Source organism: Flavobacterium hydrophilum (genome assembly GCF_003202405.1).
In the GTDB taxonomy this organism is placed as follows: domain Bacteria; phylum Bacteroidota; class Bacteroidia; order Flavobacteriales; family Flavobacteriaceae; genus Flavobacterium; species Flavobacterium hydrophilum.
This window is the reverse complement of record NZ_QJHL01000001.1, coordinates 98,924-116,802: the sequence shown is the minus strand read 5'-3', so window position 1 is coordinate 116,802 and position 17,879 is coordinate 98,924. Positions and strand designations below refer to the sequence as shown.

The window sequence follows — 17,879 nt, the reverse complement described above, 5'->3', positions numbered from 1 at the left end:
CATCTTAATTGTTAGATTTTTAAACTAACTTAGATTTCTTGATAAACAACAAAACCCACTTCAATTGAAGTGGGTTTTGTTGTTTAATTATTTTATCTTTTTTTTATCAATCTAAAATCTAAAAATCTAAGCCAGTCTAAAAATCTAAGATGTCTAAGCAAGTCTATCGTAAAATCACATCCTTAACAACATCACGACCTAACTCTTCATTTATCATTTTTACAATTTTAGATTTACCGTGACTCAGTTCTTCCCTTAAAACAGCAGATCCCAGTTCAACATACAGTGTACTTCCTTTCAAAATTACATTTTTAGTATACGTATTCACACCGCTCCCCATCAATTCCTTCCAGGCATCCCGAACATCAATCTGGTCCATTCCCGGTTGTAATTTATTTACCTGGATAATCTGTTGCAAAACAGCCCCAATTGTACTTTCGTTATTTAGTCTTTTTGCCATCGTTTAATAAATTTACTGGTCCTGATTTTTTATAATGATATTCCTTATTCTGATCGTTTTTTACCACAAAAACTTCATCCGAAATCGAAATTAACTCCTCACTCCATTTTGCGTAATCCGTTTTATAGTCCAAAAAAGTTCCTTTGTCTGTAAACCGAACCGATACATTTTCAAAAGTATCAGTAGTCAGGAAAGTCCCGTCCAGTTGTGCCATTACCTTGGTTCGGGTTCCTTTAGTTCCTTTAATCTGAAAATAATCAAAATTCTCATTCATTCCGTAAGCCTTCTCTTCACCTTTATCAAAAACCACTTTTTCAATTTCCCAGTAACCATTCAGTTTTGAAATATCTGCGGGTTTTATTTCCTGTTTGCAGCTTACAAACAAAAGCGATACAACCAAAATCATAAAAGTGTTTTTCATATTATATTATTTAATAAGAAGCTGTTTCCTGCTGTCCGCTGTATCTTTTATGGCAAAACCTGCCATAAAAGGATGCCGCTTCCATCAGGGCTAGGGCTTCGGTATTCAAAAGAAATTCTATTAGACTACAAAGATAATCTTATAAGATGAAAAAGAAATTAAAATCAGCAAAACCAATTAAACTATTTTACATATTTTTGGTCAAACCCCAAACCAAAAACCTAAACCATGACCAAAACAATTTGCAAATTAATCATCTTATTATTGTGTATAAGTTGCAGTAAAGATGATAACAATTCTGAAACCACTCCAACACAAACCATGTACTTTCCTCCCATAACCGGAAATACATGGGAGACAACATCAATTTCAGACCTAAAATGGAATCAGAATGCCGTTCAGCCATTATTAGATTATTTAGAACTTAAACATTCCAAATCATTTATCATATTGGTAAATGGCCGAATCGTTTTAGAAAATTATTTCGGCGACCATTCTGCAACCAAACCCTGGTATTGGGCAAGCGCAGGAAAAACACTAACGGCTACCGTTACAGGAATTGCACAACAGGAAGGCTTACTCAACATCAATGATAAAGTTTCTAAATATCTTGGTACCAACTGGACAAGCGAAACACTTCCGAAAGAGAATTTAATTTCCTGTAAACATCTCCTTACTATGACATCCGGTCTTGACGACAGCACAGATGAAGTTGAACCCACAAATTTAATTTACAAAGCCGATGCAGGTACACGCTGGGCGTATCATAATGTATATGTAAAACTGCAGGATGTTGTTGCAGCTGCAAGCGGACAAAACTGGTCAACCTATTTCAATACAAAATTGAGAGATAAAATCGGAATGAATGGCACGTGGGTTCAAATAGATGTAAACAGCGTTTATACCAGCAACACCAGAAGTATGGCACGTTTTGGTTTATTAATGTTAAACAAAGGAAAATGGGAGAATACTACCATTTTGAATGAGGCTTATTTCAATGAAGCTACCACTACATCTCAAAACATTAATTTAGGATATGGCTATTTATGGTGGCTAAACGGAAAAGCGAATTATCATCTTCCCCAATCACAGCTTACTTTTCAGGGAAGCGTAATCCCAACAGCACCAAACGATATGTTTATGGCTCTAGGAAAAAACGATCAAAAAATATATGTAATACCGAGCAAGAAAATGGTTGTCATCAGAATGGGAGATGCTGCAGATGACGAAAATCTTGCCTTATCTGATTTTGATAAAGTTTTATGGCAGAAAATTAATGCTTTGTATCAGTAAAATACAGAATCAACAATTTAAATTAATTGCCAGCCTTTACTTTTTAAAAAGCTTTTGCATTCTCTGCAGAAGCTTTTTTCCTGATCAAAAGGATTGCCACCTTCAGCATCCCGCATCAGACAAGTTTTGATTTTACAATGAGGCAAACCTGCTGTATGACCCAATTCATGCAAAACCAATTTATAAAATTGTTCGTTTTTATTTTTTACTGACAATCTGAAATCAGAAACGACACAGGCTTTTCCGGGCTTATATCCTAAACCCATTACACCCCAGTCTTTAATTCCGTTTTTGGTTGTACTGATATCAGTATGTGTTAATCCTACAATTACAGAATCTACACCAATATTATTTTTAAGATTTTTAATAATACTGTCAGCACGGTATCGGTTTCTGGGTTTGTAAAATGAATTTTCAGGAAAAGAAATATTTTGCCTTAAAAACACATTCGAATTGATAGCCTTGATTTGCTTGAAAACCTTTTCAGCCTGATTTAGCTTAAAGTTTCCTAAAGGCTGAATAACAATTACTTTTTGCCGTTCTTCTTGAAATTCTTTATCATCTCTATCATTTTTCTTGTTTGTGCAGGAAAGCAGACTAAACAGCAAAATGAAGGTATAATATTTCATAAAATCAATAGAGAAAGTTATTATAAAGAAACTATCGTTTGGTACGGATTCTTTTCAACATTCCTGCAAAAAAGAAAACGAGCCCCAATACCAATAGAATATAATAAAAAGACAAACTTTTATCTTTTGAAACATTTGCAAAAACAAAAGACAGAACACTTACAAAATAAAATGCAATAGGAGGTATATTTTTCATTTTATGCTTAAAAAATTATTTAAAGAAACTATCTACGAATTCATATTTATTAAAGACTTGCAAATCTTCAATTCCTTCGCCGACACCAATATATTTTACCGGAATTTGAAACTGATCTGAAATACCAATTACAACACCACCTTTTGCAGTTCCGTCTAATTTTGTAACAGCCAGAGAAGTTACTTCTGTTGCAGCTGTAAATTGTTTTGCCTGTTCAAAAGCATTTTGACCTGTAGAACCGTCTAAAACTAAAAGTACATCATGGGGCGCATCGGCAACCACCTTCTGCATAACGCGTTTTACTTTTGAAAGTTCGTTCATCAAGTTGATTTTATTATGCAAACGTCCCGCAGTATCAATAATAACAATATCTGCATTTTGAGCCACTGCAGACTGCAAAGTATCAAAAGCTACAGAAGCAGGATCACTCCCCATATTTTGTCTTACAATTGGGACATCAACCCGATCAGCCCAAATTTGCAACTGATCGATAGCAGCAGCACGAAACGTATCAGCAGCACCTAAAACTACCTTATATCCGGCTTTTTTAAATTGATATGCCAGTTTACCGATTGTAGTTGTTTTCCCTACACCATTAACACCAACAACCATTAAAACATACGGCTTTTTGTCTTTCGGAATTTCGAACTCTGTTGCTTCTCCTGTATTGGTTTCAGATAACAAAGCTCCGATTTCATCACGAAGAATCTGGTTTAATTCGTCTGTTCCCAAATATTTATCTTCGGCAACACGCTTCTCGATTCTTTCAATGATTTTCAAAGTGGTATTTACTCCAACATCAGAAGCTACAAGAATTTCTTCCAGATTGTCTAAAACGTCGTCGTCTACTTTAGATTTTCCGGCAACAGCTTTGCTTAACTTTGAGAAAAAAGTTGTTTTAGATTTTTCAAGACCTTTATCTAAAGTCTCTTTTTTATCAGTAGAGAATAATTTTTTAAAAAAACTCATTTGTTTTGTAGGTTTTAAGATGTTAGGACTTTCTGATTTTTAGATAATCTGAAATCCAAATCTTTAAAGAAGACCCATTGATTATATTTAGCCCCGGCAGAAACGGCATCCTTTGTCTGCCTTCTTTAGGCAGGCAAAGATATAGTGAATGACGGGAAACCATAATTAAAACAAAGGTAAATGTTTGGCTTCTGTAAAAATTCACACAAATATAAAAAATAAAAAAGCTACTTCCGAATGAAAGTAGCTTTTCTATATAATGTGATTGTAATTATTTCTTTTTCAAGAAAGTATCAACTTCTTCAGGAGCCATAATAGATTCTACGAATGTATATGCACCAGTTTTAGGAGATTTTACCATTTTGATGGCTTTTGACAATCTCTTAGAAGCTGTTTGTAACGATGCTACGGTTTTCTTTGCCATGATTCAAATGTTATTTTGAAGTTTTTATAAAACTCTCATGGCCAAACCAATCAAGATTTACAAAATCTCTAATTATTACTTAATTTCTTTGTGAACTGTTACTCTTTTCAAGATAGGATTAAATTTTTTAATCTCTAATCTGTCCGGAGTATTTTTTTTGTTCTTTGTAGTGATGTATCTTGAAGTTCCTGCAACACCAGTAGTCTTGTGCTCAGTACATTCTAAAATTACCTGGATTCTATTACCTTTCTTTGCCATCTTGCTATATATTTATTTAGGAAAAGATTATTTGATAAATCCTTCTGACTGCGCTTTTTTCAAAACAGCAGAAATTCCATTTTTATTAATTGTTTTTATCGTAGATGCTGCTACTCTAAGAGTAATCCATCTATCTTCTTCTGGAAGATAAAAACGCTTTTTAACTAAGTTTACAGAAAACTTTCTCTTAGTTTTGTTCATAGCGTGAGAAACGTTATTTCCTACCATCGCTCTTTTACCTGTAAGGTCACAAACTCTTGACATTATACTTATCTTTTATCGTTATTCAAAATCAGGGTGCAAAGAAAAGAAAAATAAACCATTGTAGCAAAAAAATATTACACAATTTTTAAAATTTCTTTCTGCAATATTTCTAAACTCTTAACTGTTGCCCTATCTATCACTTTTTCACGAGGTTGTCCGAAGTTAAATTCTTCAACAATTACTTCATTTGACGTGGCCAAAGCAATAAAAACAGCGCCAATTTCGGCATCAGAATCACCCTTTGAAGGACCCGCATTGCCCGTCGTTGCTATTGCGTAGTCGGTTTTCAGTAACTTTTTAACATTCAAAGCCATAGCAGATGCTACCTCTGCACTTACCACCGAATATTTCTCTACTAATTCTTCTGAAACTCCCAAAACATTTATTTTAGTTTCGGTTGCATAAGAAACGACACTTCCTTTAAAATAAGCCGACGCACCCGGAACCGCAGACAAAAGAGAAGCTACTTTTCCGCCCGTAAAACTCTCGGCAGTTGCAATAGTTTTATTTTGTTTCGAAAGCAATTTACCAATTACCGTTTCTATTGTTTCATTCTCTTCATAACCAACTATTATATCATGAATTATAGCATCTAAAGATGCTACATTTTCTTCAATTGCTTTTTCAAGTTGTTCTTTATCAGCTCCTCTCGCTGTTAAACGCAAACGTACGCGTCCGGGATTTGGCAAATACGCCAATTTGATAAATTCAGGTAAATTATTCTCCCAGTTTTCGATACGTTCTGCGACTAAACTTTCACCCTGCCCATAAGTCAAAATGGTTTTATGAATGATATAAGGACGCTTGTATTCACGAACTATTTTTGGAATTATTTCTTCTTCGACCAGATATTTCATTTCATAAGGGACACCCGGCAATGAAACAAAAACAGTATTTTCTTTTTTCATCCACATTCCCGGCGCAGTTCCAACCTGATTATGAAGTATCGTACAGGTTGACGGCACTAAAGCCTGATCTTTATTCATTTGAGTGATTGGCCGTTTAAAATAACCTTCAATCAATTGTGTTACATGTGCTAAAACTTCCGGATTAACAACCAACTCATCATCAAAATATTCACAAAAAGTTTTCTTAGTCACATCGTCCTTTGTTGGACCTAATCCTCCGGTAACAATAACCACATCAACCTTATTTTGCAATTTTGCAAAAGTATCTAAAATATGTTTTTTATTATCGCTGATAGAAATCATCTCGGTAATTTCGACTCCGATCTTATCAAGTGATTTTGCAATAAAACCCGAATTTGTATCTACAATCTGACCAATTAAAATTTCATCTCCAATTGTTATTATAGTTGCTTTCATATTTATAGAATATTTCGCTCACAAAAGTAAGTCATTATTTAGGAAGAGGCTATTATCGCCTTAATTTGCGTGAGGGGTAGAAACGGCATCCTTTTATAAAAAAGAAAACGACCGGCTTCCGAAAATTTCCGGAACAAAAGATATAGTAGATAACCCGGCCTGATTTTTGCCCCATTTGAAAGGTCAAAAATCAGGACACGCCCAAAAATCACAAATCGAAATCTTTATTGATTTCTTTAATAGCATCATTTACCTGCTTTTTGATACTTTTAAAAGTCTCGATAATTTCTTTCTTTTTGCCTTCTGCCTTTGTCCAGGCTTCTACTTGCAAAATCTCTTCAAAAGCAACATTTAATCCCATCAAATCAAGCGTCGGTTTTATTTTATGCGCATAAGAATAGGCATGTTTATGATCTTTCTTCTTAATACCCTCTTTAATTTGCTTTAAATCTTCCGGAACTTCAGTAACAAACAACTTTAGAATCTCATTTACAAATTCCGAATCATTGTCTGAAAGTGCGTATACTTTTGATAAATTATATTTTAATGCCATTATTTTACTTGTATTCTGAATAATTTTTTATCTTCTAAAAATCCTTCTAAAACATCATTTGGCTTTACTGCAGCAACTCCTGCAGGCGTTCCTGTAAATATAACATCACCTATTTTTAGTGTAAAATACTGTGACACATATGAAATAAGCTCATCAATTTTCCATAGCATGAGACTTGTATTGCCTTTTTGAACTGTTTTATTATTATTTGTGAGTTCAAAATTAATATTTTCAACAGAATTAAAAAGTGTCTTTGATAAAAAATCCCCAATTACTGCCGATCCGTCAAAAGCTTTGGCTTTTTCCCATGGCAAGCCTTTCTCTTTTAGCTTAGTCTGTAAATCACGTGCTGTAAAATCAATACCTACACTTATTTCATCGTAATATTTATGTGCAAACTTAGGTTCAATATACTTTCCTACCTTATTAATTTTTACAACAATCTCTATTTCATGATGAATATCTTCTGAAAATTCGGGGATTACAAAGGGATGCTGCTTTAACAAAACCGCTGAATCCGGTTTCATAAAAATAACAGGCTCCGATGGCCTTTCATTTTTTAATTCTTCAATATGATTGGTATAATTCCTACCGATACAGATTATTTTCATATCAATTATTGTTGGTTGCCAGTTGCGGGTTGTTAGTTAAAAACCAGCAACAAACAACTATTAACTTACTTGGTATTTAACTTTCTTAATTTTATGGCCGTCAATACTTTTTTAGTATACAAAGGAAAATCAGCATTTTGAATCCAGCTAAAATACCCTGGTTCAGATTCTAAAACTTTTTCAACTTTCGCCCCTTTATGTTTTCCGAAGGTAAAAATTTCTTCGTTGTCTTTATCAAAAGCTATCATTCCGGCAAAATCAGCAATTTTTTTGCGCGTTGTAAACTCCGATAAAGATTTCATATCATTTTCTAATTCAGGATAACGGTCTAATTGTGCTTTTAAAATCTCATAAGTCGCCATTGTATCAGCCTCTGCTGAATGCGCATTTTCAAGACTTTTTCCGCAATAAAATTTCAAAGCTGCACTTAAAGTACGTTCTTCCATTTTATGAAAAATAGTCTGCACATCTACAGATACCTTATTTTTCATATCAAAATCAACACCTGCACGAAGCAATTCTTCAGCCAATAAAGGAATATCAAAACGATCTGAATTAAAACCTCCTAAATCGCTATCTTTAATCATATTGTATACTTGTGGCGCCAATTCATTAAATGTTGGCTCATTTGCCACTTTTTCATCTGTTATACCATGCACCTCTGTTGTTTGTGGAGGAATTGGAATTGTTGGATTCACTAACCAGGTTTTACTTTCTTTATTTCCGTTTGGAAAAACTTTAAATATTGAAATTTCTACAATTCTGTCTTTTCCGATATCTATTCCAGTAGTTTCTAAATCGAAAAAGCAGATTGGTCTGCTGAGTTTGAGTTCCATTTTGTTGTTTTTGAATATTTACAAATGTAATTTTTAAAGACGAATTATCATGCATCTATTTATGGTAAACAACTGTTAAAATTATTTTTTAAAAATTCTCATTTGTAAAAATAAAAAATCCGACAAAATTCAGAATTCTGTCGGATTTAATAGTATTAATATATTATTTTAGAAATCCCTATCAATATCAAAAGCTTCTAAATATTCAGCTACACGTTTTACAAAACTTCCGCCTAAAGCACCATCTACAACTCTGTGATCGTAAGAGTGCGATAAAAACATCTTCTGACGAATCCCTATAAAATCACCTTCAGGAGTTTCTATAACTGCTGGCACTTTACGAATTGCCCCTAAAGCCAAAATTCCAACTTGCGGCTGATTGATAATTGGAGTACCAAAAACACTTCCAAAAGTACCAACATTTGTCACAGTGTAAGTTCCTCCCTGAGTATCATCCGGTTTGAGTTTTCCGGTTTTGGCACGATTTGCCAGGTCATTTACAGCTTTTGCCATTCCGACAAGATTTAGCTGGTCTGCATTTTTAATTACAGGTACAATTAAGTTTCCGTTTGACAAAGCAGCTGCCATACCTAAATTTATGTTCTTCTTTTTAATGATGTAATCTCCTTCAACCGAAATATTGATTCCTGGAAAATCTTTTATTGCTTTGGCAACAGCTTCCATAAAAATGGGCGTATAGGTAAGTTTTTCGCCTTCTCTTTTTTCAAAAGCTGTTTTAACCTTGTCTCTCCATTTGACAATATTTGTCACATCTACCTCAATAAAAGACTGAACGTGTGCAGAAGTCTGAAGCGACGCTACCATATAACCCGAAATCAGCTTGCGCATTCTGTCCATTTCAACAATTTCATCCTCCCCATTTACAGAAACCGGAACTGCTTGTTGAGTTTTTTGAGGTATTGGTTCTACTAATTTTGGAGAAGCTACAACTTCTTTTACTTCTTCACCTTCCAATTTACGATCCTCAATATATTTTAAAATATCTTCTTTTGTAACCCGGCCATCTTTTCCTGACCCCACAATATTTTCTAATTCAGAAAGAGAAATACCTTCTTCTTTGGCTATATTTTTTACTAACGGGGAATAGAATTTATCCGAACCGGAGAAATCCTCAGGAACTGAAACAGTTTCTCTGGCAACTTCGATTGTTTTTTCAATTTCAACAGCTTCATCTGTAATAATAGCCTCCTCAACAGGTTCAACTATTGATACACTGTCTCCTTCTATTTCAATAATTGCTATAACTTGCCCAACCTGAACCAAATCATCCTTGCTAAATAATTGCTCAACCAAAATCCCTGATACTTCACTTGGCACTTCACTATCAACTTTGTCTGTTGCAATTTCAAGTACCGCTTCATCAGCTTCAATTTTATCTCCCACCTGTTTCAACCAGCTTGTGATGGTAGCTTCAGCTACACTTTCTCCCATTTTTGGAAGTCTCAATTCAAATCTTGCCATATTATTAACCTAAAAGGTGATTTTGATTTTCATATTGCGAAATTACTAAATATTTTAAATATAAATTATGTAAAATATAATTTTTACTCAATCTTCATCATTTCACCTCGTTCATTTTTAGAATTACTTCCAATAATAAAATTAGCCTTTTTGGGTAAAATTTTAAAAGTAATACTCTTCTGTTTAAAAGTTTCTAAGATTTCGATACATTTTTTAAAAGAAACGTATTGATTATCCAAAATAATTTCAATTCTTTTCCCCCTTGAAACGAGGCACGAATTTACCATTTTTTCCTTTTTGAAATCCAAAAAAATAACTTTATTTTTTAAAACCGAAGACAATCGACTACACAAAATTTCATTTGAAGAAAAGAAAACATAGCTTTCAGGTAATTGATTTGGCTTAGGCTTCCCCTGAAACATTTTTACAAACGAGAAAAGAAAAATTCCAATTTTGATAAAACTTGAAAAAAACAAGGACTTCCTAAAATGTTTTTGATAAAAAAACTCCATTGCTTCCTGAAATCTTTTCATATATTTTTCGTCTTTTACAGTACTTTCTCCTTTATAATGTATGACTGATGTTTCATGAAAATAGTAATTATTTCTTTGTTTTTGCAAAACAGAATAGGACAAATCTATGTCGTCTGCATACATGAAACAATCTTCATCAAAACCTCCCGTTTGCAGATACAATTCTCTTTCCATTACCATAAAAGCCCCTACTAAAATATCAACTTTTCCTGTTTGATTTTCTGACAGATGCTGTGCATAATACTGATTAAAAAGATTTTGATTTGGAAAAATCTTATACAATCCGAAAATTTTTGTAAAAGCGACCCACGGTGTTGGAGTCCCGCGTTTACTTTCTGGCAGAAATGTTCCTGTTCCATCAATAAGTTTACAACCAACTATACCAAGGTTTATTTGTTTTTCTGCAAAAGCCAAAATTTTTACAAACGTATCTTCAGCAACTACTGTATCAGGATTAAGAATACAAATATATTTACCTTTAGCCTTTTCTACTCCAATATTATTTCCTTTTGGAAACCCTGAATTTTCTTTATTTTCAATTAGAATTACCTCAGGAAATCTGCTTTTCATCATTAAACAGCTATCATCATCAGAATTATTGTCAACTACAATAATTTCCCCATCGATTGCAGAAAGTGCTTCCCGGACACTTAGCACACACAGTTCCAGAAAATAACGTACATTATAATTAAGAATAATAACCGATAATTGCATGAAAAATTTAAATTGAATATTTGGGAAAGTTAAAAATTTTCAACCAAACCCAAACGTAAAAAACCAGTCGTTTTTACTCACGCCGTAATCTAATGCTAAATTACTGTTGTTGTTCTCATTCCATTTGCCCCACAGACCAGTTCCAAAAGCCTGATTCTATTGATCAATTTCAAACTTAGAAACTGATGAATACTAAAAAAAATACACCTAAAAAAAATATTTATCAACATCTTTTCCTTGTGTAGAAGAGTATCATTTTGAGCATAACAAAAGGCATTAGAAATAAAAAAATCCAAATTTTGTAAAATTTATAAATTGGCTCCATACCCCTGTGAAAAACTTATTCTTACAAATTTAACATCATTAATCATAATATTAGCTTTCAATAAAGAAATTACTTCTAAACTAACATTTAATTTCTAATGAATTTTTCCTTAAAAAAATATATGACTAATCTTTCCCTAATTCAGCCTTATATTCCTGTCATTTTTTCTACTTTTGCTCCTATGTTATCATTCTTCAAACAAAAACCATACTTAAAGGATCTTTTATCAGGTGATTATATTGATATCCACTCGCATTTATTGCCAGGCATAGACGATGGAGCTAAAACAATATCTGACACTGTGAGGTTAATAAAATCACTAGAAAACATTGGAGTTTCACAATTTATAACCACACCTCATATTAGCCATTATATATGGAATAATTCTCCAGAGGCAATTCAGGATAATCATACTGAAACAAAGAAATTATTAACTGAAAGTAATATTACAAAACCATTTTCGGCAGCGGCAGAATATTTCATGGACGATTGGTTTGAAAAGCATTTTAAAAGTGAAAAGCTTCTTACTTTAAAAGACAATTACGTATTAGTAGAAATGTCCTATATGAATGCTCCAATACAACTTTATAAAATTTTATTCGATTTGCAGGTGGCAGGATATATACCAGTTTTAGCACATCCGGAACGATATTTATTTTACCATAAAAACTTCACTGAATACGAAAGATTAAAAAAAGCAGGTTGTTTGTTTCAATTAAACCTATTAGCCGTTGTAGGATATTATGGTGAAGAGATCACAAAAGTCTCTGAACAGTTATTAAAAAACGGAATGTATGATTTTGCAGGTACCGATGTACATCATGACAACCACATAGCTGCATTTGGACAAAAAATAAAAATAAATACAGTTGATGGATTAAAAGAAATTATATCCAATAATCAGTTTTTTAAATTCTAACACTTAATTTTTTCTACAAATAATAAAAAAGGCCCAAATATAACTTTGGACCTTTTCATTTTTTTATAAAAAACTGATTTAATTTAACTTATATCTTTTTTAATTCTATTAAACCACGTTTTTTTCTGTACTTTAACTCCATAACCATATCCATACCCATACCCTTTAGTAGAATCAGTATCATTAAGTACCAAACACATATTTGGTAATTTCTTTTCTCTGTAAAAAGTATTGGCAATAGACAGCATACGTTTTTCTAAAACATTGGCACGCATTACATATACAAAAGTATCTGCATTTTTGGCTACTAATAATGTATCTGCTACTAAACTTACTGGAGCTGTATCTACAATAATATAATCATATTCTTTTTTTAATGTTTCAAAAAGGGTATCTACGTTTTTACCCATTAATAATTCGGCAGGGTTTGGAGGAATTACACCAGAAGGCAATATGTAGAAATTTTCATAATCATTATGCTTAATGATATATTTGCTTATATCGGTGTCATTTGACGACAGATAATTCGTTAAACCAAAATTTGGCATCGCAAAATAATCCATAAATTTTGGATTTCTGATATCCATTCCTATTAATAAAACTTTCCTTCCTGACAACGCAAATGTAGCGGCAAGATTTACAGACACCAGGGTTTTCCCTTCTGCAGGAAAAGTAGAGGTCACAAAAATGGTTTTCGCCCTGCCTTCCGGGACATTTGTCAACATAAATTCAAGGTTCGTTCTTACGATCCGTATTGCCTCTGCAGAACTTGTCCTGCTATCTGTTTTGATCAATGCATTAGCATCTTCCGAAGTCGGAATATCTCCAATAAAAGGTATTTGGGTCTTTCCTTCCAAATCCAGCCTGCTTTTGATTTTGGTATCCAATAAATCATACCCATAAATAATTCCAAAAGGGATTAAAAGTCCTATTAGCAATCCGGCAAGATAAATAATTTTTTTCTTTGGACTAACCGGAATTTTATTTGCCTTTGCCGCATCAATTATACGGGCGTTAGGCTCAGTAGCAGCTAATGAAATAGCGGTTTCTTCACGTTTTTGTAACAAATACAAATACAATTCTTCTTTTACCTTTTGCTGCCTTGCAATTACCCTGAACTGACGTTCCTGCACCGGAATTTTACCAATTTTACTATTCAAAATTCTTTCCTGACTTTTCAAATCCCTGTTTTGAATCTGGAGACTGGATTGCATTCTTTTCAAGCTTGCCGCTACATTTGCTTTAAGGGATGAAATTTGAGCATCTAATTTTATCACGGAAGGATTTTCTGTAGTAGCCGATTTTAAAATTCGGTTACGGTCTAAAACCAACTGATTGTAAGAAGTAATCATTCCACCTGCATCTCCATTATCTGTTATAATATTAGTTGGCAACAAATCAGCATTAGTACTTTTTTTTATAAAATCCAGTAAGGACGAAACTACATTCAATTGAATTTCGGTTTCAATTCCCTTTTTATCATATTCATTAGACCCTTCAATAAAAAGCTTGGCTTCTGATTCTATATCAGTTAATTGGTTTGATTTTTTAAAACTTTCTACATCCTGCTCAACCCCATCTAACTCCTGTGTAATTAATGCCAGACGTTCAGCGATAAATTTAGAAGTATTTTCAGAAATAAAATTTTTATCTTCAGCTGCATCTTCATTGTAGATCTGAATCATATTATCCAGAAAATCTTCGGCCTTTTTTTGAACAGGATCAGTTATAGAAACACTAACTACACTACTTGTTTTACTTATAGGCTCAACCTTTAATCTTCCTCTAAAACTTGCTGTCACAGCTTCAAGAGGGCTAATTATAATTCGAATTGACTTATTTTTTCCAATATTATTTTGTTTATAAAATGCAGTCTTTCCAATACTTAACACCCCTATACTTGTAGGTATTTTTTCACCAAATCTAAATTGTTTTTTAGACGATAAAATAACGTTTTCTACCACATCTTCATCAATAAGAGCATTTTCTAAAGAGAAACTATCATTAGATAATAAATCTAATTTTAAAGTTATATTAGCCTCATCAAATAACTCCGTTTTATTCAGAAAATAAACGCTAATAGGATAACCTCCATAAATATCACGATCCACAACATTTCCTTCAACCAATAAATTGATATTCAAATTGAGTTTTTTTACGGTAGATTCGACTAACGTCCTTGATTTCAAAATCTCAATTTCGTTATCAACATTATTTACAGAACCACCTCCTAGCCCTAAATCAGAAAAAGCTGACAATTCAGAAAGCATTCCTCCTTTTTTTTCATCCTTAACCAATATAGAAGTACTGGCTTCATAACTTGGCGTAGTGTATCGCAAATATAAAAATGCTAAAATCAAACAAAGTAAAGCACTTAAAATAAACCATTTCCAGTGGACTAAATATTTATCAAGCTGTTCACGAAGATTTACTTCATTAATCTCATCTTCAACAGCCTCATTATAAAAATCTTGCATTTGTTTTTGTTTATCGGTTTATTTAAAAAGCAGAACAGAAAGCGATATTAAAATTGAAATCGCTGATATAATAACAGAAGTATTAGGTCCTACCGCAGCTGCATTTATTTTGGTTTTATTAGGTTCGACATATATCACATCGTTTTGTGTCAAATAATAAAAAGGCGAATTGATAAAATCTGCTTCAGTAATATTCACTCTATTATAGGATTTTACCCCATTAATTTCACGAATGACCAAAATATTATCTCTTTTGCCATAAATAGTTAAATCTTTTGCCATACTCAAAGCCTCAATCAATGTAATTCGCTCAGAAGCAACAGTATAGGTACCAGGCAAATTCACTTCACCTTGTAAAGAAACCTTAAAATTCATAATTCGCAGATTAATAATCGGATTTTTTATATAAATGCCAATCTTATCTTTTAATGACTGTAGTACTTCTGTCCTGGTTAAACCGCCAACCTGTAATTTCCCTAAAACTGGAAATTCAATATTTCCACTTCTATCTACTAAATAAGACTGAATAGTTTGCTGACCTGTTGTTGCCAGTAAATTAGTTGCATTGGGCATTGAAACGGATGTTAAGTTAAAGGGAATTGCAATTTCCGGATCTTCTGCAGAAACTATTATCATCAATAAATCATCAGGCTGAATTTTCACTTCATAGGAAGTTATATTTTGTGAGGCATTAATTCTATCAATATTTTGATAGTAAACAATATCTTTTTTAGAGGCACAGGAGAAAAATAAAAATAAAAGTATAAAAAGTATGCTTTTATTTGAAAAATTGGAAAGATTTAAACTCATTAGAATTGTGGATTTATGTAGCAAATATAAAGCAATAGCTTTAATTTTTATTCATTTAATTGATTCAGATAGAGAACTAAACTGATTTTTAATTATTTGTAACGTTAAATTACTACTTTTAAAATAAAATTGCAAACTAAAAAACAAACTTAGTAAGCATTTTCTTCTCCTTTAACAACATTAATAACAGTTTTAATAATAATTTTAATATCTAATAAAATACTCCAATTTTCGATATACCAAATATCATATTCTACTCTGTTTTGCATATCTATTAATTCTCTGGTTTCACCTCTGTAGCCATTAACCTGAGCCCACCCCGTAATACCCGGTTTGGTATATTGGCGTACCAAATAATTCCCAATCAAATCAGTGTATTGTTTTGTGTGATTAACCATATGCGGGCGAGGGCCTACAACAGACATATCACCCAAAAAAACATTAAAAAACTGAGGCAATTCGTCTATACTGGTTTTACGCATAAATGCTCCAAATTTCGTAATACGTTCATCTCCTTTTCCGGCTTGTAATTTATCCGCTTGTTTATTAACACGCATGCTTCTAAATTTCCAGCAAAAAAAAGACTCATTGTCGCGGCCTGAGCGCTCTTGCTTAAAAAAAACCGGTCCTGGCGATTCTATTTTAATCAATATCATTATTATCGGAAACAACCAAGGAAAGATTAAAACAATTACGCCAAGAGAAAAGACAATATCAAATGCTTTTTTTGACAATCTATTCACTGTATACTCTAAAGGCTCTGTTCGAAACATTAATACAGGAGTATTTTCGTAAAATGAAATTTCGACTTTGCTGGACTTAGTGTACAATTGAAAATCAGGAATAAACTTAATCCGAACCATGTGGTGTTCGCAAATTTTAATCAAATTATTAATTACACTCACATTATCAATATGCAATGCTACATACATTTCATCAATTTGATTTGTAATTAAATATTTTTCTATATCCTCAAATCCTCCTAATACTGGAGATGAAATAAAAGCAAAAGGATCTACTTTTTCGTCAAAAAAGCCCAAAAAACGATAACCGTATGTTAAATCTTTTGACAATGTTTTTCGAATTCTCTCACCTGCATCATTGGCTCCTACAATAATAACATTTTTAAAATTATACCCTTTTGCCCGAATATATTTTAAAAGTTCCATTGATAAAAATCGGGAAAGCATCAACAAACAAAAGAAAAAGGCATAAAAATAAAGTAGTCTAAGCCTGGAAATCTGCGAGTATTTTAAAAAAAGTACAAAAAAAGCAATTAGGGCAATATGAAAAATAAATTTTTTTGTTGTCCGCTTTAAAATAGATTCTAAAGGCTCTATTCTTACTATACGATAAGAATCATTACGTAATAACAAAGCAATCCAGATCAAATTCGATAAAAAAGAAACCGTTTGCACTTCCTTTAAAAAAAGTTTATCTAAATTTCCAAATCGTACCCATGCCGATAGAACAATAGAAAAATTCAAAAGTATCACATCCCAGACTACAAACAAAAGTTTAAAATAGCGGGAAAAACGATGACGTGATAAGGCATCTAAAATCTTCATAAACTTGAAAAAATCTTTTTATTATTCATCATTCTTATTCTTTATTTTTTTACATATTGCATTAGTGCAATCATTTTTTTTTGAAAAACTGCTCTTGCTCCTGATAACTGATGGAACTTATATATCTTATAATCTTCACGCAATACTTCAAAAGCTCTTTTATAATTGGTGCTTAAACCTCCCATTCTCATTTTTACAATATAGGCATTAAGATAAGCTATACTTATTTTGTGTTTGAAAAGATAACGTAATAAAAATTCTGTATCTGAAGCAATTTTAAAATCTAAATTATAATTTCCATACTTATCTATAACAGACTTTTTGATATAAACGGTAGGATGCAATGGCAGCCAACCCGATTTCAATCTTTTATAATCATAATCACCCCCAATTCTGTTACGTACTATTTTCTGCTCCTCATCATTGGTAACATAGATACCATCTCCATATATAGCGTCTATATTAGAATTATTTTTAAATTTTTCTACTATTTTAGAAACTACAGCTGTATCATAAAAAACATCGTCAGAATGCATTAAACCTACTATATCGCCTGTAGCTAAACCCAAACCTTTATTGATAGCATCATACATCCCTTTATCAGGTTCTGAAATATATTTGGCAATTTTATCCAAATATGGCCTAATAATTTCCTGAGTCCCATCTGATGAATTACCATCAACAATTATATATTCAATATCCGGATAGTCCTGATCTAAAACACTCTTTATTGATTGTTCAATAGTTGCTTTTCTATTGTAGCAAACTGTAATAACGGAAACCTTCATAAATTATGATTAGCTAATAAAATT

General features: G+C 32.5%; 20 protein-coding genes. 2 read left to right on the top strand and 18 right to left on the bottom strand.

Translation table 11 applies throughout. The features are described 5' to 3' along the window. Positions 1–163: 163 nt before the first annotated feature. Together DMB68_RS00600 and DMB68_RS00595 are read right to left on the bottom strand one after the other, a co-directional pair. Positions 164–460, bottom strand: coding sequence for a DUF721 domain-containing protein (locus DMB68_RS00600; RefSeq protein WP_110344755.1), 297 nt, complete (start codon positions 458–460; stop codon positions 164–166). Beyond that, positions 441–881 (bottom strand): hypothetical protein, encoded by a 441-nt coding sequence (locus tag DMB68_RS00595; protein WP_110344754.1) that lies wholly within the window; start codon positions 879–881, stop codon positions 441–443. The genes DMB68_RS00600 and DMB68_RS00595 overlap by 20 nt, the downstream gene beginning before the upstream one ends. Before the next feature lie 228 nt (positions 882–1,109). Here DMB68_RS00595 and DMB68_RS00590 point away from each other — a divergent pair, with 228 nt between their 5' ends. Then, the gene (locus DMB68_RS00590; protein ID WP_110344753.1) at positions 1,110–2,174 is read left to right on the top strand and encodes a serine hydrolase domain-containing protein; all 1,065 of its coding nucleotides are present in this window, start codon (positions 1,110–1,112) and stop codon (positions 2,172–2,174) included. A gap of 17 nt (positions 2,175–2,191) precedes the next feature. Here DMB68_RS00590 and DMB68_RS00585 read toward each other — a convergent pair whose 3' ends face one another. The 12 genes from DMB68_RS00585 to DMB68_RS00535 all read right to left on the bottom strand — a co-directional run bounded on the left by DMB68_RS00585 (position 2,192) and on the right by DMB68_RS00535 (position 10,968). Then, a complete protein-coding gene (locus tag DMB68_RS00585) occupies positions 2,192–2,803 on the bottom strand; it encodes a Zn-dependent protease (RefSeq protein WP_110344752.1) in 612 nt (203 codons plus the stop codon). A 31-nt stretch (positions 2,804–2,834) separates the two neighbouring features. Continuing rightward, positions 2,835–2,999 (bottom strand): hypothetical protein, encoded by a 165-nt coding sequence (locus tag DMB68_RS23250; RefSeq protein WP_165830070.1) that lies wholly within the window; start codon positions 2,997–2,999, stop codon positions 2,835–2,837. Between the two features lie 15 nt (positions 3,000–3,014). Further along, positions 3,015–3,968: a signal recognition particle-docking protein FtsY gene (gene ftsY, locus DMB68_RS00580; protein ID WP_110344751.1), complete on the bottom strand. Its 954-nt coding sequence runs from the start codon at positions 3,966–3,968 to the stop codon at positions 3,015–3,017. A 271-nt stretch (positions 3,969–4,239) separates the two neighbouring features. Further along, positions 4,240–4,392 (bottom strand): DUF4295 domain-containing protein, encoded by a 153-nt coding sequence (locus DMB68_RS00575; RefSeq protein ID WP_072961632.1) that lies wholly within the window; start codon positions 4,390–4,392, stop codon positions 4,240–4,242. 75 nt (positions 4,393–4,467) lie between these two features. Continuing rightward, entirely contained in the window at positions 4,468–4,650 is a 183-nt protein-coding gene (rpmG, locus tag DMB68_RS00570) for a 50S ribosomal protein L33 (protein WP_007805817.1), read from the bottom strand. Between the two features lie 27 nt (positions 4,651–4,677). Then, positions 4,678–4,914 (bottom strand): 50S ribosomal protein L28, encoded by a 237-nt coding sequence (gene rpmB, locus DMB68_RS00565; RefSeq protein WP_007805815.1) that lies wholly within the window; start codon positions 4,912–4,914, stop codon positions 4,678–4,680. A gap of 74 nt (positions 4,915–4,988) precedes the next feature. Next, positions 4,989–6,239 carry a CinA family nicotinamide mononucleotide deamidase-related protein gene (locus DMB68_RS00560; protein WP_110344750.1) on the bottom strand — a complete coding sequence of 417 codons (1,251 nt, stop codon included), beginning with the start codon at positions 6,237–6,239 and terminating at the stop codon, positions 4,989–4,991. 208 nt (positions 6,240–6,447) lie between these two features. Next, positions 6,448–6,792 carry an Hpt domain-containing protein gene (locus tag DMB68_RS00555; protein WP_031456097.1) on the bottom strand — a complete coding sequence of 115 codons (345 nt, stop codon included), beginning with the start codon at positions 6,790–6,792 and terminating at the stop codon, positions 6,448–6,450. Then, positions 6,792–7,403 carry a fumarylacetoacetate hydrolase family protein gene (locus tag DMB68_RS00550; protein WP_110344749.1) on the bottom strand — a complete coding sequence of 204 codons (612 nt, stop codon included), beginning with the start codon at positions 7,401–7,403 and terminating at the stop codon, positions 6,792–6,794. The genes DMB68_RS00555 and DMB68_RS00550 overlap by 1 nt, the downstream gene beginning before the upstream one ends. A gap of 65 nt (positions 7,404–7,468) precedes the next feature. Continuing rightward, positions 7,469–8,239, bottom strand: coding sequence for a 3'-5' exonuclease (locus DMB68_RS00545; protein WP_110344748.1), 771 nt, complete (start codon positions 8,237–8,239; stop codon positions 7,469–7,471). A 168-nt stretch (positions 8,240–8,407) separates the two neighbouring features. After that, the gene (locus DMB68_RS00540; RefSeq protein ID WP_110344747.1) at positions 8,408–9,721 is read right to left on the bottom strand and encodes a dihydrolipoamide acetyltransferase family protein; all 1,314 of its coding nucleotides are present in this window, start codon (positions 9,719–9,721) and stop codon (positions 8,408–8,410) included. A gap of 83 nt (positions 9,722–9,804) precedes the next feature. After that, the gene (locus DMB68_RS00535; protein ID WP_110344746.1) at positions 9,805–10,968 is read right to left on the bottom strand and encodes a glycosyltransferase family 2 protein; all 1,164 of its coding nucleotides are present in this window, start codon (positions 10,966–10,968) and stop codon (positions 9,805–9,807) included. A 506-nt stretch (positions 10,969–11,474) separates the two neighbouring features. Between DMB68_RS00535 and DMB68_RS00530 the strand changes: the two genes are divergently transcribed. After that, a complete protein-coding gene (locus tag DMB68_RS00530; protein ID WP_110346303.1) occupies positions 11,475–12,212 on the top strand; it encodes a tyrosine-protein phosphatase in 738 nt (245 codons plus the stop codon). An 83-nt stretch (positions 12,213–12,295) separates the two neighbouring features. Here DMB68_RS00530 and DMB68_RS00525 read toward each other — a convergent pair whose 3' ends face one another. The 4 genes from DMB68_RS00525 to DMB68_RS00510 all read right to left on the bottom strand — a co-directional run bounded on the left by DMB68_RS00525 (position 12,296) and on the right by DMB68_RS00510 (position 17,855). Next, complete coding sequence (locus DMB68_RS00525; RefSeq protein ID WP_110344745.1) at positions 12,296–14,689, bottom strand: GumC family protein; 2,394 nt, start codon at positions 14,687–14,689, stop codon at positions 12,296–12,298. 18 nt (positions 14,690–14,707) lie between these two features. Continuing rightward, entirely contained in the window at positions 14,708–15,499 is a 792-nt protein-coding gene (locus DMB68_RS00520) for a polysaccharide biosynthesis/export family protein (protein WP_110344744.1), read from the bottom strand. Positions 15,500–15,648: 149 nt separating this feature from the next. Further along, positions 15,649–17,067, bottom strand: a complete 1,419-nt coding sequence (locus tag DMB68_RS00515) for an undecaprenyl-phosphate glucose phosphotransferase (protein WP_110344743.1) — start codon at positions 17,065–17,067, stop codon at positions 15,649–15,651. A gap of 41 nt (positions 17,068–17,108) precedes the next feature. Continuing rightward, entirely contained in the window at positions 17,109–17,855 is a 747-nt protein-coding gene (locus tag DMB68_RS00510; RefSeq protein ID WP_110344742.1) for a glycosyltransferase family 2 protein, read from the bottom strand. Positions 17,856–17,879 lie beyond the last annotated feature (24 nt).